This is a genomic window from Robbsia betulipollinis (assembly GCF_026624755.1).
Lineage (GTDB): Bacteria > Pseudomonadota > Gammaproteobacteria > Burkholderiales > Burkholderiaceae > Robbsia > Robbsia betulipollinis.
Window position 1 is genome coordinate 1,786,350 of the sequence record NZ_JAPMXC010000001.1, and the last position, 18,737, is coordinate 1,805,086.

18 protein-coding genes are annotated in these 18,737 nt (G+C 66.4%); 8 read left to right on the plus strand and 10 right to left on the minus strand.

The genetic code is table 11. The annotated features are described in order from the left end of the window. The first annotated feature begins 92 nt into the window (after positions 1-92). Positions 93-560 carry a DUF1810 domain-containing protein gene (locus OVY01_RS07710; RefSeq protein WP_267846855.1) on the plus strand — a complete coding sequence of 156 codons (468 nt, stop codon included), beginning with the start codon at positions 93-95 and terminating at the stop codon, positions 558-560. Between the two features lie 20 nt (positions 561-580). Continuing rightward, positions 581-1,204 (plus strand): flavin reductase family protein, encoded by a 624-nt coding sequence (locus tag OVY01_RS07715; RefSeq protein ID WP_267846857.1) that lies wholly within the window; start codon positions 581-583, stop codon positions 1,202-1,204. 43 nt (positions 1,205-1,247) lie between these two features. Here OVY01_RS07715 and OVY01_RS07720 read toward each other — a convergent pair whose 3' ends face one another. Then, the gene (locus tag OVY01_RS07720; protein WP_267846859.1) at positions 1,248-3,212 is read right to left on the minus strand and encodes a methyl-accepting chemotaxis protein; all 1,965 of its coding nucleotides are present in this window, start codon (positions 3,210-3,212) and stop codon (positions 1,248-1,250) included. 181 nt (positions 3,213-3,393) lie between these two features. Between OVY01_RS07720 and OVY01_RS07725 the strand changes: the two genes are divergently transcribed. Beyond that, positions 3,394-3,948, plus strand: coding sequence for a hypothetical protein (locus OVY01_RS07725; RefSeq protein ID WP_267846861.1), 555 nt, complete (start codon positions 3,394-3,396; stop codon positions 3,946-3,948). 115 nt (positions 3,949-4,063) lie between these two features. Here OVY01_RS07725 and OVY01_RS07730 read toward each other — a convergent pair whose 3' ends face one another. Then, positions 4,064-5,638 (minus strand): MDR family MFS transporter, encoded by a 1,575-nt coding sequence (locus OVY01_RS07730; RefSeq protein ID WP_267846862.1) that lies wholly within the window; start codon positions 5,636-5,638, stop codon positions 4,064-4,066. A gap of 207 nt (positions 5,639-5,845) precedes the next feature. Here OVY01_RS07730 and OVY01_RS07735 point away from each other — a divergent pair, with 207 nt between their 5' ends. Then, on the plus strand, positions 5,846-6,178 hold the full coding sequence (locus OVY01_RS07735; RefSeq protein ID WP_267846864.1) for an SMR family transporter: 333 nt from the start codon (positions 5,846-5,848) through the stop codon (positions 6,176-6,178). A 75-nt stretch (positions 6,179-6,253) separates the two neighbouring features. Then, positions 6,254-6,778: an acyl-CoA thioesterase gene (locus OVY01_RS07740; RefSeq protein ID WP_267846866.1), complete on the plus strand. Its 525-nt coding sequence runs from the start codon at positions 6,254-6,256 to the stop codon at positions 6,776-6,778. A gap of 112 nt (positions 6,779-6,890) precedes the next feature. On the opposite strand, the gene OVY01_RS07745 is transcribed toward OVY01_RS07740, so the two are convergent. The 6 genes from OVY01_RS07745 to OVY01_RS07770 all read right to left on the minus strand — a co-directional run bounded on the left by OVY01_RS07745 (position 6,891) and on the right by OVY01_RS07770 (position 14,429). After that, positions 6,891-8,165 carry an MFS transporter gene (locus OVY01_RS07745; protein ID WP_267846868.1) on the minus strand — a complete coding sequence of 425 codons (1,275 nt, stop codon included), beginning with the start codon at positions 8,163-8,165 and terminating at the stop codon, positions 6,891-6,893. Further along, positions 8,166-9,494 carry an NAD(P)/FAD-dependent oxidoreductase gene (locus OVY01_RS07750; protein ID WP_267846869.1) on the minus strand — a complete coding sequence of 443 codons (1,329 nt, stop codon included), beginning with the start codon at positions 9,492-9,494 and terminating at the stop codon, positions 8,166-8,168. Positions 9,495-9,675: 181 nt separating this feature from the next. Continuing rightward, positions 9,676-11,286, minus strand: coding sequence for an MFS transporter (locus OVY01_RS07755; protein WP_489886427.1), 1,611 nt, complete (start codon positions 11,284-11,286; stop codon positions 9,676-9,678). A 124-nt stretch (positions 11,287-11,410) separates the two neighbouring features. Beyond that, positions 11,411-12,127: an OmpW/AlkL family protein gene (locus tag OVY01_RS07760; RefSeq protein WP_267846871.1), complete on the minus strand. Its 717-nt coding sequence runs from the start codon at positions 12,125-12,127 to the stop codon at positions 11,411-11,413. 508 nt (positions 12,128-12,635) lie between these two features. Next, positions 12,636-13,583, minus strand: coding sequence for an N-acetyl-gamma-glutamyl-phosphate reductase (gene argC, locus OVY01_RS07765; RefSeq protein WP_267846873.1), 948 nt, complete (start codon positions 13,581-13,583; stop codon positions 12,636-12,638). 249 nt (positions 13,584-13,832) lie between these two features. Continuing rightward, positions 13,833-14,429, minus strand: coding sequence for a YbhB/YbcL family Raf kinase inhibitor-like protein (locus OVY01_RS07770; RefSeq protein WP_432422192.1), 597 nt, complete (start codon positions 14,427-14,429; stop codon positions 13,833-13,835). 231 nt (positions 14,430-14,660) lie between these two features. On the opposite strand from OVY01_RS07770, the gene OVY01_RS07775 reads away from it, so the two are divergent. Next, positions 14,661-15,338, plus strand: coding sequence for a response regulator (locus tag OVY01_RS07775; protein ID WP_267846875.1), 678 nt, complete (start codon positions 14,661-14,663; stop codon positions 15,336-15,338). Between the two features lie 43 nt (positions 15,339-15,381). Here OVY01_RS07775 and OVY01_RS07780 read toward each other — a convergent pair whose 3' ends face one another. Beyond that, entirely contained in the window at positions 15,382-16,065 is a 684-nt protein-coding gene (locus OVY01_RS07780) for an orotate phosphoribosyltransferase (RefSeq protein WP_267846877.1), read from the minus strand. A gap of 222 nt (positions 16,066-16,287) precedes the next feature. Here OVY01_RS07780 and OVY01_RS07785 point away from each other — a divergent pair, with 222 nt between their 5' ends. Beyond that, complete coding sequence (locus OVY01_RS07785; RefSeq protein ID WP_267846879.1) at positions 16,288-17,061, plus strand: DUF481 domain-containing protein; 774 nt, start codon at positions 16,288-16,290, stop codon at positions 17,059-17,061. A 48-nt stretch (positions 17,062-17,109) separates the two neighbouring features. On the opposite strand, the gene OVY01_RS07790 is transcribed toward OVY01_RS07785, so the two are convergent. After that, on the minus strand, positions 17,110-17,640 hold the full coding sequence (locus OVY01_RS07790; RefSeq protein WP_267846881.1) for a TlpA family protein disulfide reductase: 531 nt from the start codon (positions 17,638-17,640) through the stop codon (positions 17,110-17,112). Between the two features lie 162 nt (positions 17,641-17,802). On the opposite strand from OVY01_RS07790, the gene OVY01_RS07795 reads away from it, so the two are divergent. Next, a complete protein-coding gene (locus OVY01_RS07795) occupies positions 17,803-18,366 on the plus strand; it encodes a hypothetical protein (protein ID WP_267846882.1) in 564 nt (187 codons plus the stop codon). The last annotated feature ends 371 nt before the right edge of the window (positions 18,367-18,737 follow it).

The window sequence follows — 18,737 nt, forward strand, 5'->3', positions numbered from 1 at the left end:
ATGGCGATTGCTGACCGTTTCCAGGCTGGTTTGCACCGTTTCACGATTGCCTGTCCGATGTCATTCGTCCCTTGCCGCGCCAGGAGCCTGCCATGTCCGAACCGATCCGTCACCCGAGCGGCAACCCGCACAACGCGAGCGCCGACCCGTACCGCCTGCGGCGTTTCCTCGATGCGCAGCGGCCCGTACGCGATGCGGTGCACGGTGAATTGCGCGACGGGCAGAAACGCAGCCACTGGATGTGGTTCTTCTTTCCGCAGATACGGGGGCTGGGGCATAGCGCGATCGCCCGGGAGTTCGCGCTCGAATCCCTCGACGAAGCGCGCGCCTATGTCGCACACCCCGTTTTGGGCGCCGAACTGCGCGAGGCGACGCGTCTGGTCAATGCGGTCGAAGGCCGCTCGATCCACCAGATCTTCGGCAGCCCGGACGACATGAAATTCCGTTCGTCGATGACGCTGTTCGCACTCGCCACGGCGGATAATCACCTTTTTCTCGATGCGTTGAGCAAGTACTTCCAGGGCGAATCCGACAAGGCCACGCTGGACCTGCTCACGTGAAATTCATTGGAACCCCTTTCATGACCGATGCACAAGCCGTTCATTACTATGACCCCGCCCAAGGCCACGGCCTGCCCCATGACCCGTTCAAGGCCATTCTCGCGCCGCGCGTCATCGGCTGGATCTCGAGCCAGGATGCCGACGCACGGGTGAATCTCGCGCCCTACAGTTTCTTCGGCGCTTTCGCGACCTTCCCCTACGTCATCGGCTTTTCAAGCGAAGGCCGCAAGGACAGCATCGAGAACGTCGAGGCGACCGGCGAATTCGTCTGGAACATGACGAGCCGCCCGCTTGCGGAAAAGATGAACCGCACCTCGGCGCCGGTCGGGCATGGCGTCGACGAGTTCGAACTCGCTGGCCTGACCAAGGCGCCCGGGCGCGCGGTGCGGGTGCCGCATGTCGCCGAGTCGCCGGCCGCGCTCGAATGCAAGCTGCTGCAGATCATCCGCCTCAAGACGCTCGACGGCACGCCGATGGACAACTGGCTGGCGCTGGGGCAGGTCGTCGGCGTGCACATCCGCAGCGAGTTTCTCAAGGACGGTCTGTTCGACACCGTCGCCGCGCAACCGGTGATGCGCGCGGGCTATCGCGGCGACTACCTGGGCGTCGGCGAGGCGTTCGAGCTGATCCGGCCGACCGCCTGAGGCCGACGGCCGGCTGCGGTTCCGGGCCGGGGAGCGGTGCTCCTCACACCGTGAACACGGCCACCGCCCGGCTCAAGCGCCCTGCCTGATCGCGCAAGGCGAGCGTCGCCTGTTCGTTGTCGCCCACCAGCGCGGCGTTTTGCTGGGTGGCCTCGCCGATCTGCGTGACCGCCTGGTTCACCTGCTCGATGCCGCCCGACTGTTCGCGCGACGCCACGCCGATCTCGCCGATGAGCGCCGTGACCCGCGCCACCTGCTCGACGATGCCGGTCATGGTCCGGTTCGCGTCCTCGGCGCTCCGGTAGCCGCTGGCCACCTTGCCGGCCGAGGCCGCCACCAGCACGTCGATCTCCCTGACCGCGCTCGCGCTGCGTTGCGCGAGCGCGCGTACTTCGGCCGCCACCACCGCGAAGCCGCGGCCGTGCTCGCCCGCGCGCGCCGCCTCCACCGCCGCGTTCAGCGCCAGGATGTTCGTCTGGAACGCGATGCCCTCGATCACCGAGGTGATCTCGGCGATGCCGCGCGAGGATGTCTCGATATCCCCCATCGTCGCCATCATGCGTCGCACCGTTTCGCCGCCGCTGCGGGCCGCATCGGCCGCGGCGCCCGCCAGCGCGTCCGCCTGGAGCGTGTTCGCGGCGTTCTGCTGCACCATCGACGTCATTTCCTCCATGCTTGCGGCGGTTTGCTCCAGGCTCGCCGCCTGGCTCGACACGCGCGAGGCGATATCGCTGCCGCCCGCGGCGATGCGCTCGGTGTTGCCGAGGATCTCCGCCGACGCGTCGCGCACCTGCCGCACGATCTGCGCGAGGCCGCCGCCGACGCCGTCGATCGCCTGCATCAGGCGGCCGACGTCGTCCTGCCGGTGAGTCGCCAGGCGCACGCTCAGGTCGCCTGCCGCGAGCTGCGTGGCGGCTTGCGTCGCGGCATCGAGCGGCCGGTTGATCATCGCCCGCACGGCGAGCAGCAGCACCGTCACCAGCATCACGATCACCAGCAGGCCGATCAGCAGATAACGGTTGCGCAGCGCATGAAGCTCGGCGAGCAGATCGTCGCGGTAGGCGATGCCGCCGACGAGCCAGTGCCATTCCGGCACGCTGCGGAACACGATCTCCTTGGCGCCGTCATGCACCTTCGGGTCGGGACTGGCGACATGGGCGCTGTCGTCGGCGGTGAAGGAGAGCCGGCCCTGGTGCATTTCCAACATTTTTGCGAACGGCGCGACGCGTTCGTCGGCGACCTGCCCGACGCCGCCCGGGTGCACCAGCAGCGTGCCCCGGTTCGGGCCGGCGGACGCGTCGAGCACGAAGTAGTAGCCGCTGCCGCCCACCTCCATCCCGCGAATATCCTGCAGCAGCGCGACGCTCTCGGCGCTGATGTCCACACCGACGAACAGCGCGCCGATGATATGACCCGCGGCGTCGGCGAGCGGCTTGTATTGGGTGATGTATTGCTTGCCGAACAGTTCGGCGATGCCGGTGTACGGACGGTTCGCCATGATTTGCGCGTAGGCGGCGCCCTGACGGTCGAGCACGGTGCCGAGCGCGCGCGTGCCGTCCTGCTTCTTCAGCGATGTCGTCACGCGGACCAGATCGTCGCCGCGGCGCGCGAAAACGGTCGAGATCGCACCGCTGCGCGCGAGGAAGGTGTCGGGGATCGCGAAATCGAGATTCAGCGCCGTGGCGCCTGCGCGCAGCGTGGGCGTGGCGGCGCCGGCGACGTCGACCGGCTGGCTCGCGTCCAGCGCGAACGGGGCGGGCAGAAAGCTCTCGAACAGCGTCATCGAGCGGGTCACCTCGGCGCGCACCGCCTTGTCGTACTGGCCCACCATCGACGCGATCGCCCGGTCGTCGTGTTCGATCCGCGACATTGCGTGCGCGTCGACCTGTTCGCCCGCGGCGTGCGTCACGGCGATCGTGAAGGTGGCAACGATTGCCGCGGCGGCCAGGCAGGCGAGCAGCGCGAAGCGGGTGCCGACGCGCATGTGACGGAAATTCGGAGTGAGCATGGATGAGCGGAATGGACGAAGTGGTTTGCCGGAAATCGGGCGCCGCACCGTGGAGAAAGTGAATTGCGCCACATTACGACTACCTTAACGACCAAATCGCGCCGGTCTTTAGAGGGACGAGGGGGAGCGCAGTACAATGAAGTCTTTCCGCCGCTTCACGCCGCCCGAATCAAGATCCGCGATGACCGAACCGATTGCCTCTGCCGTTCCCGCTTTCCCCTCCGCCACGGCCCCCGACGAACACGATACGCACGCGCACGCCGAAGAGGTCCTGCTGATCCAGGAGCCACGTGTCTGGCAGGACGACGGCTGGACCGCGCGCGTCATGAAGAACGAGGATGACGACGGTTGGGCGGTGGCGATGACGCTCGATGGCGAACCGGAACCCGCGCTGGTCGGCCCCTGGACGATGGGGCGGGACAAGAAGAACCCGAAGCCGCTGGACGCGAACGCCTTCTCGGTGCTCGTCAAGACCGCCTTCGAGGTGCGGCGCCGGCACGAACAGCAACTGCATGCGCAGCTGCACAAGAGCGTGACCGTCGACGGCGAGCAGGGCCGCATCCGCGTGACGCTGCAGATCGTGCCCGACGAGTACGATCCGCATGCTTTCCTGCGGGCTTTCGACGAACTGGGCGAGGCACTCGCCGAGGTACGGGTCGACCCGGCCTTCAAGTTGAACGCCGCGAGCGCCGCGACCTGGATCGGCAACGCGTATCGGCGCCCCGGCGGGCATTGACGGCTCCCCGTGCGGCGAAGGGACACCGCGAACGGACGTCGCGACGGGGCGGGACGGCTTCGCATTGCGCCCCGACCGGGCGCGGTCGGGCGCCTGAGCGCGGCTGGCGCGTCCGCTAGGCTTCGGCCTTGCCGTGGGTGGTGCGCACCAGCCCGAGTACCAGCAGCAGGGCGATGGACATCATGATGCCGCCCGTGATCAGGCTCGCGCCGATCGCATGCCGGTACGCGCCGATCAGGTCGCCCCGCAGCGCCGGCGGCACCTGGCGGATCGCGCCGATCCCGTGTTCCAGCAGAGCGGCGACGTCGATATGCGTGGGCAGCGCCGCGAGCTGCCGGCGCAAGACCAGCGCCATCACGCCGCCCGAGAGGGCGACGCCCAGCGATCCGCCCAGCGAACGCACGAAAGACATCGTCGCGGTGGCGGTGCCGAGCGCGCTCGCCGGCACCGCGTTCTGGACCACGACCGTCGCGTTCGGCATGCCCACCCCCATGCCCACGCCCAGCAACCCCAGCACCAGCAGAAAAGGCGGGATCGTGGCGCCAAAGTGCGCGAGCGTCGCGAGCAGCACCAGGCCCAGGCACTCGAGCGCGACGCCCACGGCCAATAGCAGGCTGAAGCGTCGCGTACGCGACGAAACCTGCCCGCCGATGATCGAGCTCAGCAGCATGGTGGCCACCTGCGGCAGCATCATCATGCCCGCCTGCGCGGGAGACTGGCCGAGCACGAGCTGAAAATAGAGCGGCAGGAAGACCAGCGACCCCATCATCGCGAAGGCCATGACGCCCGAGGCGAACACGCTGATCGTGAACGGTGCGATGCGAAACAGCGCGAGATCGATGATCGGTTCGTGGGCGCGGCGTTCGACCGGCACGAAAAGCGCGAAGGCCAGCACGCCCACGGCCAGCAGCCCGAGCGTGGCCGGCGACGTCCAGCGCAGCGTCGCGCCACTGCCGTTGAGCAGCAGCAGCCAGGCGGCGGTGCCGGCGGTCAGCAGCCCCGCGCCGGCGAAATCGATATGATGTCGTTGCCGGGATGGCGGTTGGTCATTCCGTCCGGCGCGTGCCGCCGGCAGGGTCGCCAGCACGAGTGCGAGCGACAGCAGGCCGATGGGAATGTTCAACAGGAACACCCAGCGCCACGACAGCCGGCTGGTGATGATGCCGCCCAGCAGCGGGCCGGCGACGCTGCTCACCGCGAACGCACCGGTGAAGAGCCCCTGATAACGGCCCCGATCGCGCGCGCTGACGATACTGCCGATCACGGTCTGCGACAACGTGATGAGGCCGCCCGCGCCCAGCCCCTGCAGCCCGCGGAAAACGATCAGCTGCGGCATGTTGCGGGCGAGACCGCACAGCAGCGAGGTCCCCAAAAAGGTGAGGATACTGACGGCGAACAGCGGGCGCCGGCCGTACATGTCCGAAAACTTGCCGTACAGCGGCGCGCTCACGGTGGATGTCAGCATGAAGGCCGTCACCACCCAGGTCATGTGGACCAGGCCGCCGAGGTCGCTGACCATCGTCGGCAGGGCGGTCGAGACGATGCTCTGGTCGAGCGCGGCCATGATCATCGCGAGGATCAGGCCGACGAAAATGGCGATGCGCTGCTGCTTGCCTACGGGCGTGAGGGAGGGTGCGTCGGCGCGTGGCGTGCCGCCGGGTTCGTCATGTTCGATGGGAGATACGGACAACCTGCGCTCCGGGTGCCGCGCTTTCACGCAGACCGCGGTGTCGCGGAATCTGCCAGGACGGATCGCGGTCGGTTGCTCCTCCTGTATCGATATTACCGCGATTGCCACCATGGCAACGATCGCCCCGCGCCGCGGATCGGCGTGTGCCGGTCCGCAAGCGAACGCCCGGCTCTGGCATCATGGGCGTCCTTTCCAGGAGCGTGCCGGATGTCGAATTACCTGTTTCTCGCCGCGGCGATCGTTGCCGAGGTGATCGCCACGTCCGCGTTGAAAGGCTCGGACAGCTTCACGCGGTTCTGGCCCGCGGTGCTTACCGTGGTCGGTTACCTGCTGTCTTTCTATCTGCTGTCGCTGACGCTGCGCACGATCCCGATCGGCATCGCCTACGCGATCTGGTCGGGAACCGGCATCGTGCTGATCTCGGTGATCGCCTTCCTGCTGTACGGGCAGAAGCTCGACGGCGCGGCGCTCGCCGGCATGGGGCTGATCATCGCCGGCGTCGCCGTGATCAATCTGTTCTCGAAATCCGCCGGGCACTGACGAGGACGCCGACAGAGGACACCGCATCGTGCAACGCAGTTATCATGCACGCTGAATCCACTTCTGTTGCCCGCCATGAACGACGCCAGCCACCAATTATCCATGACCGTGCTCATGACGCCGGACATGGCCAACTTCTCCGGCAACGTCCATGGCGGCGCGATCCTCAAGCTGCTCGACGGCGTCGCCTATGCGTGCGCGAGCCGCTATGCGGGGCGCTACGTGGTGACGCTGTCGGTCGACCAGGTGGTGTTCCGTCAGCCGATTCATGTCGGCGAACTGGTGAGCTTCCTCGCCTCGGTCAACTACACCGGACGCAGTTCGATGGAGATCGGCATCAAGGTCATCACCGAAAACATCCGCACGCAGCTCGTGCGGCATACGAACAGCTGCTATTTCACGATGGTGGCGGTCGACGATGCCGGCAACTCCGTGGAAGTGCCGCCGCTGGTACCCGATGGCAGCGAGGCGCGCGAGCGGTTTCGCAAGGCCGAGCTGCGCCGGCAGCTGCGCAAGGAAATGGAGGACCGCTATCATCTCATCCGCGCCTCGGGCGCCGATGTCGACGCGAGCGGTGCCACGCGGCCGCTGGCCGGCTGACCGCCTCGGAGCGGCCGACACGCCTCGGGGCGGCCGACACGCCTTGAGACGGCAAACGCCTCCGGGTCGGCCCGGGACGTGGGCGGCCAACCCCCGGCCGTATCCGTCGCGCTCATTGCGCCGGCAGGCGCGGCGCGACCCGCACGATCGCGGCGGCCACGCCGACGCTCGCCAGCGCGAACAGCGCGGTGGCCGGCAGAAAGCCGAAGGCATCGGCCAGCGCGCCGAACGCCAGGATCGGCAGCGCGCTGCCGCCATAGCCCACCACGTAGAACAGCGAGACCGCGCTGGCGCGGCGATGCGCGGGGGCAATATCGTTGATCATCGCCGCGGCACCCACGAACCCCGCGCCGTAGCCGATGCCGATCGCCAGCGTGCCGCCGCAAAACAGGGCAGCCAGGCCCCACCAGCTGGCGAGCGCGCAAACCGGTACCGCCAGGGCGACGAGCACGGTGCCGACGACCAGCGCGGTGCGCGGCGCGGCGTGCCGCGCGAGCAGTTGCGCGATGCCCATCACGATCTGTAGCGCGCAGAGCAGCAGCGCGATGATCGTCCGGTCGTGGATGCCCATCAGCCTTTCGGCCAGCGAGGGCGCCAGCGTCATCGCGAAAGCCCCGGCGGCCCAGGCAAGCGCCAGTGCCGCCGCGGCCACGGGGAAAGCGGGGCCGCAACTGGCCAGCAAACCGGGCTCCCGCTCCCGGGCGGCGTCCGGCCGGCCGTCCGGGGCGGCAGCGCTTGCCATGGTCCTCCCCGCGGCGCGCTCGGCCCCTTCGTCCGCTACCATCCCGGCCGGTACGGCCGTGGCCGCCACGGTGCGTGCGGGCCAGCCGACGCGCATCAGCCCGCCGGCGACGCCCAGCGCGGCCAGGGCCGTCGCGATGAACGGCAGATGGGTGGCGCCCAGATGCAGCCACAGCGCCAGCGCGCTGAGCGCGGGTCCCAGCGCGGCGCCCGCGGTGATCGACGTCGTCGCGAGCATGGCGGCGCGCTTGCGCGCGACGGGCGCGATCAGTTCGACCAGCGCCGCGCTGGCGGCGCCGGTCAATGCGCCGGTGCCCAGGCCGGAAAGCAGCCGCCCGACGATCAATCCGCCGACCGAGGTCGCCGCCGCGATGCACAGCGCCCCCGCGGCGATCACCCCCAGCGCGGGCACGATCAGCAGCCGCCGGTCGCGCAGGCGGTCGGACAGCCGGCCCAGCGAGAGCAGCGTCGTCAGCACGCCGCCGGAATACACCGCGTACACCAGGGTCAGCGTGGTCGCGCTGAAGCCCCACTGGATCTGAAACAGCCGGTACAGGGGCGAGGGGGCGGTGCTGTTCGCCATCGCCACCACCAGCGCGCCCAGCACCAGGGCCAGCGCGCGGGAATGCGTGTCGGGAGGGCGCACTCAGTGCAGCTTGATGCGTGGCACCGAGGTCTTGCGCAGGCGTTGCGCGAGCGCGTCGAGCAGTGCGTGCGTCACGCCTGTCAGCGCGACCACGTGCATCCGGTACAGCGACACGTACATCATGCGTGCCAGGAAGCCTTCGAGGAAGACGCTCTTGCCGGCGCCGCCGCCCATCAGATTGCCCACCGCCGTCACCTGGCCGATCGAGATCAGCGAACCGAGGTCGCGATACTGGAATATCGGCAGCGATCCCCCCGCGATATGCCGGGGCAAGGCTTTCGCGAGAAACGTGGCTTGCTGATGCGCGGCCTGCGCACGCGGCGGCACGTTCCTGCCGATCGCCGGCCAGGGGCAGGCGGCGCAGTCGCCGAACGCGAAGATGTTCGGGTCGGATTTCGATTGCAGCGTCTGGTGGACCGCGATCTGGTTGCCGCGGGTGACCTCCAGGCCGTCGAGCGTGCCGAGCACGGCGGGGCCCTTGATGCCGGCGGTCCAGACCGTCAGATCGGTCGGAATGTACTGGCCGCCCTGCGTGCGGATCACGCTTTCCTCCACCTTCGCCACCGGGTCGCCGGTGATCATGGACACGCCCAGCTCGCTCAGCAGGCGCGCGGTTGCCACCGAGACCCGTTCCGGCAGCGCCGGCAGGATGCGCGGATTGCCTTCGATGACCGTGATCGTGACGTCCTGCCAGGGGTCGAGCTTGTGGACGCCGAAGTCGCGCAGTTCGCTGGCGGTGGTGCGCAGCTCGGCGGCGAGTTCCACGCCGGTTGCGCCGGCGCCGATGATCGCCACGCGCACCAGCGGCCGGGCATTGCCCTCGGCCTGCGCCGGTGCCCGCACCAGCGCGCTGATCAGCAGGCGGCGGAAGCGTTCCGCGTCGGCGACCGTGTCGAGCGCCAGCGCATGCTGCTCCGCCCCCTCCACATTGAAGAAATTCGTCGTGCTGCCGATCGCCAGCACGAGCGTATCGTACGCGATCTCGCGTTCCGGCAGCAGCGCGATGTCCTCGCCGCTGTCGCTGAAGACCAGCGGCGCGAGGCGAATCGTCCTGGCGGCGCGGTCGATGCCCACGAAATCGCCCTGCTCGAAGTGAAAGGCGTTCCAGCGCGCCTGCGCCGCGTACTGCACCTGATGGATATAGGGATCGAGACTGCCGGCGGCCACCTCGTGCAGCATCGGTTTCCAGATATGGGTGGCGTTGCGGTCCACCAGCGTCACGTGCGCCTTGCCGCGCCGGGCGAGACGGCGCCCAAGCTGGGTGGCGAGTTCGAGGCCGCCGGCGCCGCCGCCGACGATGACGATGCGATGGCTGGTGTGGGTCTGCATCTGTACTGTCGAGAAGAAAGAAAAAAACGCATGATGGACAAATCGGCCGGCCGTGCCCGTGCCGCGAGGGCGCGAACAGGGCGGGCGGATCCGGCATCAGACCATTATCCGCCCGATGAGTCAAAGGCTGGCGTCGCCCAGTCCAGGCTGGCGTCGCCCGGTCCAGGCTGGCGTCGCCCGGTCAGAGGCTGGCGTCGTCCTGTTTCCGCGCGTGCAGGCGGATATGCAGCAGGCGGCCCGCGATCAGCACCGCGGCAAGGGCCGTAACCGCCGTGAGCAGCATGCCCATGTGCACCGCGCCCACCAGCACGTCGCGGCTTGCGGCCAGCAACTCGCGCCCGTTGACGTGCAACGGCTGCAGGGCCGCCAGCACCTCGCGCTGACTCTCCGGATCCACCAGCAGTTGCGGGTCGTGAAAGCGCGCGGCGATGGCCGCGGGCAGGGGCGTTTCCGTGACGCGCGACAGGCGCTGCGCCACCCCGGCGGCATAGCTGTGCGCGACCAGCGTGCCGATCAGCGTCGTGCCCAGCATGCCGCCTACCATGCGCGAGGACTGCATCAGCGCGGTGGCGATGCCGAAACGGGCGCGACCGGCGATCTCCTGCGCGAAGATGTTCAGGTTGTTCAGGGTGAACCCCAGCCCCACGCCGGCGGCCATCACCGCGCTCACCAGGAACCAGTGCGGCGTGTACGACTGCGTGGCCATCACGCCGATGGCCGCGTACAGCATCAATGCGAAGCCGGCCAGCAGGGTGGTGACCGGGCGCGCGAGGTGCACGACGATGCGGGAATTGATGATGCTGCCTACTGCGATGAAGGCGGCGAGCGGCGTGGCCAGCAGGCCGGCGAGCTGCGGCGACAGGCCGAAGCCGCCTTGCAGCAGCAAGGGCGTGAAGAACAGCAGCGAGAACATGATGAAGCCGGAGGCGAGCGACAACGCGAACAGGCGCCGCAGATCCCGGTCGCCGAACAGATCGAGCGGGATCATCGGATGCGCCGCGCGCCGCTCGCAGGCCAGCAACGCGCAGCAGCAGACCAGCACGCCGGCCAGCAGAACCAGGTTGCCGGCGCTCGGGCCGGTCTCCGGAAAGCGCTCGACGCACAGTTGCAGGCCACCCAGCGCGAGCGTGATCAGCGCCGCGCCCAGGATGTCGAGACGCACCGGCGCATGGGGCACATGACGCACCGCCGGCAGGAACCGGACGATGCAGAACAGGCTGGCGAGGCCCACCGGCAGGTTCACCAGGAAAGTCGAGCGCCAGCCGTAGTGTTCGGTGAGAAAGCCGCCGAGCGACGGGCCGGCGGCCGTGCCGATGCCATAGGCCGCGGCCATCACCACCTGCCAGCGCACGCGCGTCCGGGGATCGGGGAACAGATCCGGTATCGACGCGAACGCGGTGCCCACCATCATGCCTCCGCCGATGCCCTGGAGCGCGCGCGCGATCACCAGAAACAGCATGGAATGAGCGAAACCGCACAGGATCGAGGCCACGGTGAAGATCAGGACCGCGGCGACCACGAAGGGCTTGCGCCCGAACAGATCGCCAAGCCGGCCGAATACCGGCACCGTGACGATCGACGCCAGCAGATAGGCGTTGGCGATCCAGGCATAGTATTCGAAGCCTCTGAGTTCCGAGACGATCGACGGCAAGGCGGTGCTGACGACGGTCTGGTCGAGCGCGACCAGCATGTTGACCAGACCGATGCCGAGCATCGCGAGCAAGGCCTGCTGGAAGGGCAGCGCGGGGACGCCGCCAGGTGCGGCGGGGGAAGAGGAAGACGGTCCGGGCATGGGTTCGACGCACGCTCGGTCGAGCGCTGGGGTAGGGGGCGGAATTATCCAGGGACTGCCTGACTATGCCGGGCGGCCCATGATAATACGCCGTGTCTCCCTTGCAAAATTTCCCGTGGCAAATTCAGAAGCGGTAGCCTAGCGAGACGAAGGTGACGATCGGATTCAAGTGCAGCCGGGTTTCGCTGGTGATCGTTCCCAAGGCGGATTGCGTCGTCAGCTTCGCGCGGGTGCTCAGCACCAGATAGGAAACGGACAGGCCCACGGACCAGCGCTTCGAGAGGCGCACGTTCATCCCCGTGTTGAGCACCGGCGCGAAGGAACTGCTCAGGTCCGCGTGCGTCGTGCCCGACAAGCCGGTTGCCGCCAGAAAGGCGCCGCTGGCCAACGCCGGCTGGAGCTTCACGTTCGAATACCAGACGTACGAAGCGCCCGCGCCCACGTAAGGCCGCAGCTTGGCGTCCGGCTCGCCAAAGTAATATTTCAGCAAGACCGCCGGGCTCCACTCGTTCGCGCTTCCCAGATTGCCGAGCGCGGCCAGCGAACCACCACCGTCGAGCTGCATTTTCGGCGCGTAACCGAAAATGCCCTCGACGGCGACATGATCGGTGATGAAATAGCCGATGCTGCCGCCGCCGGTGTCGCTGTTTTCCACGCTCGCGCTGGAATTCGGAATGGCGGCGCTGCCCAACGGCGTGTTTACGCGCAGGGGCGTGCTCGAATCCTGCGGCGCCACGTGAAACCATCCCAGATTGAGCAGCACGTCGCCCGCCGCCTGGGCATGGGCCTGCATGTTCCAGCCGAGGGCCAGGGCGATGCCCGCCGCGTAACGTATCTTCATGTGTATCTCCTTGCAAAGGGCGATGGATCCTCCCCTTGGGTCGGTCCGATCACGACGGCGGGTTTTCAAGGGGCAATCTCGTATTACGACATTCCGGGCCGGAACTGAAGGGTGGTTGTCCACGCTGCCTACGCCCGGTATCGAACGGATCGTCGCGTCTCGATATTACTCCGAACGATCGTGCTTTTTATCGTCGGTGTTATCCCTGAATGCGCTGTCGGGAAGACGCGCGACGGGTACCCTGTCAACGCCGGGGGGCGGCGCGCGGGACCCCGCGGCGGCGTGCCACGCTGCCGTGCTGCCGTTTTCGACAATCCGATTTTTCGGCGGCGATCTTTTGGATTGGCGCACGTTTCGCTGCATTTTTAAGATAATTCGTGGATTGGCTGCAGGCGGCGAGGCGGCGCCGAGGACGCACCATCCGGAGCAGGCGGACGCGTGCCGTCCGGCCGCCCGCGGGTCGACCGGCGCGGCGAACTGCGGGCGCGATTTAGAGCATGTGCTCGAATCAGACGGTCAAGCCAAAGCTTTCATCCAGGCCCAGATGAAGATTCATGCATTGCACCGCGGCCCCGGCGGCGCCTTTGCCGAGGTTATCGAGGCGGGCGATGGTGACGATCCGCTCGTCGTCGCCGAAGACGAACAGGTCGACGCGGTTCGTGCCATTGCACGCCTGGATATCGAAAAAGCCATTGTCCAGGTTCTCCGCCGCACCCAACGGATGGACCTTGACGAAATGCTCGCTCGCATAATGTGCCGACAGGCAGGCATGCACGTCGGCAATGCCCGCCGGCCGCACGAATTGCCGGGGATGCCAGTACGTGGTCACCGCCAGACCTTGGTAGAAATCGCCCACGATCGGCGTGAAAATCGGCGCGTGATCGAGTCCGGCGTGGAAACGCATCTCCGGCAGGTGCTTGTGGTTCAGCGCGAGCGCATACGCACGCGGGCTTGCGAGCTGCGGCAACTGTCCCGATTCATAATCGGCGATCATTTTCTTGCCGCCGCCGCTGTAGCCGGTAATCGAATAGCTCGACACCGGATAGTCGGATGCCACCAGTCCGCTCGCCAGCAGCGGATGCACGCTCAGCAGGAAGGCCGAGGCGTGGCAGCCGGGTACGGCGATGCGTTTTTTCGAGCGCAGCGCCTCGCGGTAGCGGGAACCGAGTTCGGGCAGTCCGTAGGCCCAGTTCGGATCTGTCCGAAAAGCAGTGCTGGCATCGATGATGCAGGTCCGCGGCTGCGTCGACAGCGCCACCGATTCGCGAGAAGCACTGTCCGGCAGGCAGAGGAACGTGACGTCGGACGCATCGATCAGTTCCCGACGGGCATCGGCGTCCTTGCGGCGGTTTTCGTCGATGCGCAGAATCCAGATATCGTCGCGGGCACTGAGGTATTCAAAAATACGCAGGCCCGTGGTGCCTTCCTGGCCATCGACAAATACATTGAAGCTCATCGTGCTGCCTCGTAGGGAAAAGGGTGGATCGTCAACACGGTGCAGCCTTGCGTGCTCTGGCGTCACCTACTGCACATTCCAGGGAACGGGCGCCGGTGAACGGGACGTCGCGCGCCGGAAGCGCGGATTTGCGCCGCAGGCCGCAAGCGCAGCCGCACGATATTTCGGCTTGTTCGAAAACGTATTTTAAAGGTGCGCGGGCGCTCGCGTGGAATTGCTTGTCCTTTCGCACGCGTCGACGGCAAGAATTTACGGAAGTGGTGGGTTTTTGACGACGATGGAGGCGTGCGCCAGCGCGCTATCGAGAATTTCATGTTCGAAGAAAGGCGCCGGGCGGCCCGGAGCGACCCGCAGATTCGTCGTCTTCAGCGCATAGACGGTCAGCACGTAACGGTGTACCGTACCGGCGGGAGGACAGGGGCCGCCGTAGCCGTCGTTGTCGAAATCATTGCGCGCTTCCACCGCGCCGAGCGCCGCCAGCGCACCCGAGGCGCTGGCGTTGGCGTTCAGTTGCCGGATCGACGCGGGGATATTGACGACGGCCCAGTGCCACCAGCCGCGCCCGGGCGTGTCGATGTCGTGCAGCGTGATCGCGAAGCCGGCGGTGCCGGGCGGCGCACCGCGCCAGCTCACCGCGGGCGATTGATTGCCGCCCTTGCAGCCGCCGTGGTTGTACATTTGCGCGGGGTGCAGCGTGCCACCGAAAAAGTCAGGACTGCTGATGGAAAACGGCGCTTCGGCAAGTGCCGGTGCGGCGCAGCCCAGCGACAGGAGCAGGCAGACGGTGCGCGTGGCGAAACGTGCGATGCGTCGTGCGGACGGAGATGCGGGTGCAATTCGCGGCAAAGGGCCGGGACGGCGGCCGGAAACGGCTCGCGAAGGAGGAGGGAGGCTTCGAACGCGGACCGTGTTCTCGCTCGGATGTGCTTGCATGACGCTGAATCGAGCGGCGAACCGCTTCATTGAAATTTTTTATGCGATATCCAGACCATCGCGAACGAGTCTAACACGCTCGCGGGCCTCGCATGGCCAGGCGGGAGCGCCATTTTGTCAAAAAGCTTTGTCGAGGGAATTGCTATGACGCAGCCGATCAGAGTCATCATTGCGGATGATCATCCGCTCATCCTGCTGGGCACCGCCTTGTCCCTGGCGGACCGCAAGCAGTTTCAGGTGACGGGGAAGGCACGCAATTCGACCGAATTGATTGCCCTGCTCACGAGCGAGCCGTGCGACGTGCTGGTCTGCGATCTGGCGATGCCGGGCGGGTCCTATGGCGATGGTCTGCCGATGATCGCCTATATCCACCGGCATTTCCCGCAGGTCCGTTTGATCGTGCAGACGATGCTGGACAACCCCGGGATTCTGAAAGGGCTGCAACAATCGGGCGTCAAGGGGGTGTTGAACAAGGGCGACGACATGACGCTGATTACCGCGGCGGTGCTTGGCGTCATGGGGGGCGGCGCGTATGTCGGGCCGTCGATTCGCAAGGCATTCGAGCGTGTCGGCATGAACGAGCAGGAAGGCGGCGTGGCCGCGACGCTCAGCAAGCGGGAATCGGAAGTGCTGCGTCTCTACGTCGGCGGTGCGACCGTCAAGGAGATCGCGTCGAGTCTGAACCGCAGCGTCAAGACGATCAGCACGCAGAAGATGTGCGCGATGCAGAAGATCGGCGTCACGCGCGATGCCGATCTCTTCAAATACGCGCAGATGAACGGATTCCTGAACCTGCCGGGCGACGTGCTGGGCCCGGACTAGCGCCCGGGAAGCGGCTCATGGCCGGTTCCCCGATGCCAGCGGCTCAACTGCTGGCGTGGACGCCGCCATTGCGGGCGGACCAGCCGGCGGGATCGTGCAGGAAGGCCTCGACTTCGTCGAGCGTGTTCTTGTCGAAATAGGACTGAGTCCGCGCGACAGCCAGCACGTCGTGCCAGGTCGCCAGCGCGTGCAGCGATACGCCAATATCCGCCAGCGCCGACTGGCTCTGCTGGAAGATGCCGTAGTGGAACAGCACGAACACGTGTTTGACTTCGGCCCCCGCGGTGCGCAGCGCTTCGCAGAAGTTGATCTTGCTGCGGCCGTCGGTCGTCAGGTCCTCGACCAGCAGGACGCGCGAGCCGGGTTCGAGATGGCCCTCGATCTGCGCGTTGCGGCCAAAACCCTTGGGCTTCTTGCGCACGTACTGCATCGGCAGATCGAGACGGTCGGCGATCCATGCGGAGAACGGGATGCCGGCGGTTTCGCCGCCAGCGACCGAATCCAGTTGCTCGAAGCCGATATCGCTGAGAATGACTTTTTCCGCCATTTCCATCAACGCGCGGCGCGCGCGCGGAAACGAAATCAGCTTGCGGCAATCGATGTAGACCGGGCTGGCCCAGCCGGACGTCAGCTTGAACGGGGTTTGTGCATTGAAATGCACCGCCTGTACTTCCAGGAGGATCTTGGCGGTCGTTTCGGCGATCGATTGACGCTCGATGCTATTCATAGTGGGAATCCGGTGAAGGCCTGCGCGGCGGAGCGGGCGACTGGGCCAGTATTTTACATGAGGCGGACGCACCGCGAGGCGCCATCGCGCGAATACCCTCGTCCTGTATGATTCCCCGCTCGGGCCGATCGTTGCGAAGGCAATTTATGTCCGGTCTATCATCGGCACGGTCAGCGCGTCACCTCCCGCTTTTTTTCTCCACCGCTTTATCTCCTGGACATTATGGCTCTCAAGAAAACCCGCGCACTTCCTCTCCTCATGATGTTCGCCTCGTCGCCGCTGTGGGCGCAGATCGTCGGCCTGCCCAGCGACGCCGCCGTCAAGACCGACGGCGTCTGGCGCGGCGCCCTGAACGGCGGCGTCAGCGTCGCTTCCGGCAATACCAATTCCACCAGCGTCAACGTCAGCGCGAATCTGCAGCGTGCGACCGCCGTCGACAAATTCATCGCCTCGCTGACCGGCCTGTACGGCACGACGACCTCGGACGGCAGCCGCTCGGTTTCGGACAATCTGGTCAAGCTGGAAACCGAGTACGATCACGATCTCGGCAAGAAGGTCTACGGGCTGGGCGTCTTCCAGGTCCAGCGCAACGAGTTGCAGGACCTCAATTTCCAGTCGTCGGTGGGCGCGGGTCTGGGCTATCACGTCATCCGTACCACGCCGACCAGCTTCGATGTGTTCTCGGGTCTGTCGTTCAACTATGAAAAGTACTCGGGCGACACGCGCAATTACCCGGAACTCCTGATCGGCGAGAATCTGGTGCACAAGCTGGGCAGCGCGTCCTCGCTGAGCGAGCGCATATCGGTGTACCCGAACCTGGGCTATATCGGCGACTACCGCACGCAGGCGGACGTTGCGTTGACGACCGCGATCGCCAACCGCATTCAGTTGAAGCTGTCGCTATCGAACAGCTATCAGAACCACCCGGTGGCCGGCGTCAAAAAGGTCAACACGTTGTTCCTGACGACGATCGGCTATACCTTCGGACCGAAATAAGGTCGTCGACCCTTGCGCCGGCGCGTGCAGTGGCGCGCGGGCAAGGGCTCAGGCCTGCTTGGACAGGGCCGTTTCGAGGAGTTTGTGCAATTCGGGGAACGACGGTTCGCCGACGTAGCGTTTGAGGATGCGCCCGTCGCGGTCGACGACGAAGGTGGTCGGCGTGAGCTGGACATTGCCGAACTGGCGCGCCGCGCTGCCATCGTCGAGCGCCACCTTGAACGGCAGGTCGCGCGTCTTCGCGTAGTTCGCGACGTACATCGGTGCGTCGTAATTCATCGCCACGGCGACGAACTCCAGGCCGGCGGGCTTGAACTGCTCGAAGGTGCTGATCATCTGCGGCATCTCGTGCATGCAGGTCTCGCAACTCGTCGCCCAGAAGTTGATCAGGTAGACCTTGCCTTTCAGTTCGCCGGTCGACACTTTCTGGCCGGAAAGCAGCGTGAAGGTCGCATCGGGAACGTGCTTGGTCGAGGTGAAGGCGAACCAGCCGGTCACCGCGATGGCCAGCGCGACGATCACGGCCAGTGCCCCGAGCAGGCCCTTGCGGCCCGACGTCGATGGGGATAGAGAGCTCATGCGAGCGGCCTCGGCAGATGGGGAGATAAAGGGGGTGCACGGATTTTACGCCGATTCGCAGTGCGTGTATCGCCAGGCGGCGATAATGGCGGATTGACCACAATCCTTCACACGCCTCCGATCGTGCCGGCGGTCCTGTCCGGCGCGGCGGAAGATATGCCCATGCCCCGTTTCTCCTTCTCTTTCCCGCGCCGCGCGGCCGCCACCACACTGACGGTGGCGCTGACCGTCGCGTTGGGCGCCTGCTCTCCCCGATACGACTGGCGAACCCTTGACGACGACACCGGCCGCTATTCCATCAGCTTGCCCGCCAAGCCCTCGCTCGACATACGCGATGTCGACATCGGCAGCGGCGCCCGCCTGCCGATGCGCATGCAGACCGCCAGCGTCAAGGACGCCGTGTTCGCGGTGGGGGCGGTGGTCCTGCCCGATGCGCAGCCCGCGACGCGGCAGGCGGCCCTCGATTTCGTGACGCAGGGCATCGCGCGCAATGTCGGACCCGATGGCGCGTCGCGCGACGTCCAGATCAAGGGCGCGGACGGGCGGCTCCTGCCCGCGCGCGAATGGCGCGCAAGCGGATTGGTGCCGGGCACCAAGCAGAGCCGCACGGTCATTGCCCGTTTCGTCGCGACCGATACGCGCGTCTACGAGGCGGTGATCATCTCCGAACAGGCGCTCCCGGACGAGGAAGTGCGTCAGTTCCTCGATTCCTTCAAGCCGTTCTGACCCGCCGGATTTGTCCACAAGCCCTGTGCATAACTCTGTTGACAAACTTGGGCGGCGTCCTATTCATGGGCCTTTTCGGCGTGGCCAGGTGTCTGCCCAATTTGTCGGCAAATTGAAAAGCTAAGGGATTTCAAAGGCTTAGCCCATGCATGGGACATTCGCTAGTAAACCATTACAAATATGACGAATTTTTGACTTTGTGAATAAGTCAAGTCTTGACAGACGGGTTTTCCCGAGAAAAGGCGCATGCCGACGCGCCATGCCCAGCCGCCGGCGGCGCGCCGGCATGCTGTCGGAGCGCAATTCGGTACTGCGGGGCCGGCCTGTGCGGGCTTGGGCCCGCGGCTCGCCGACGGATCGTGACCGGCCTT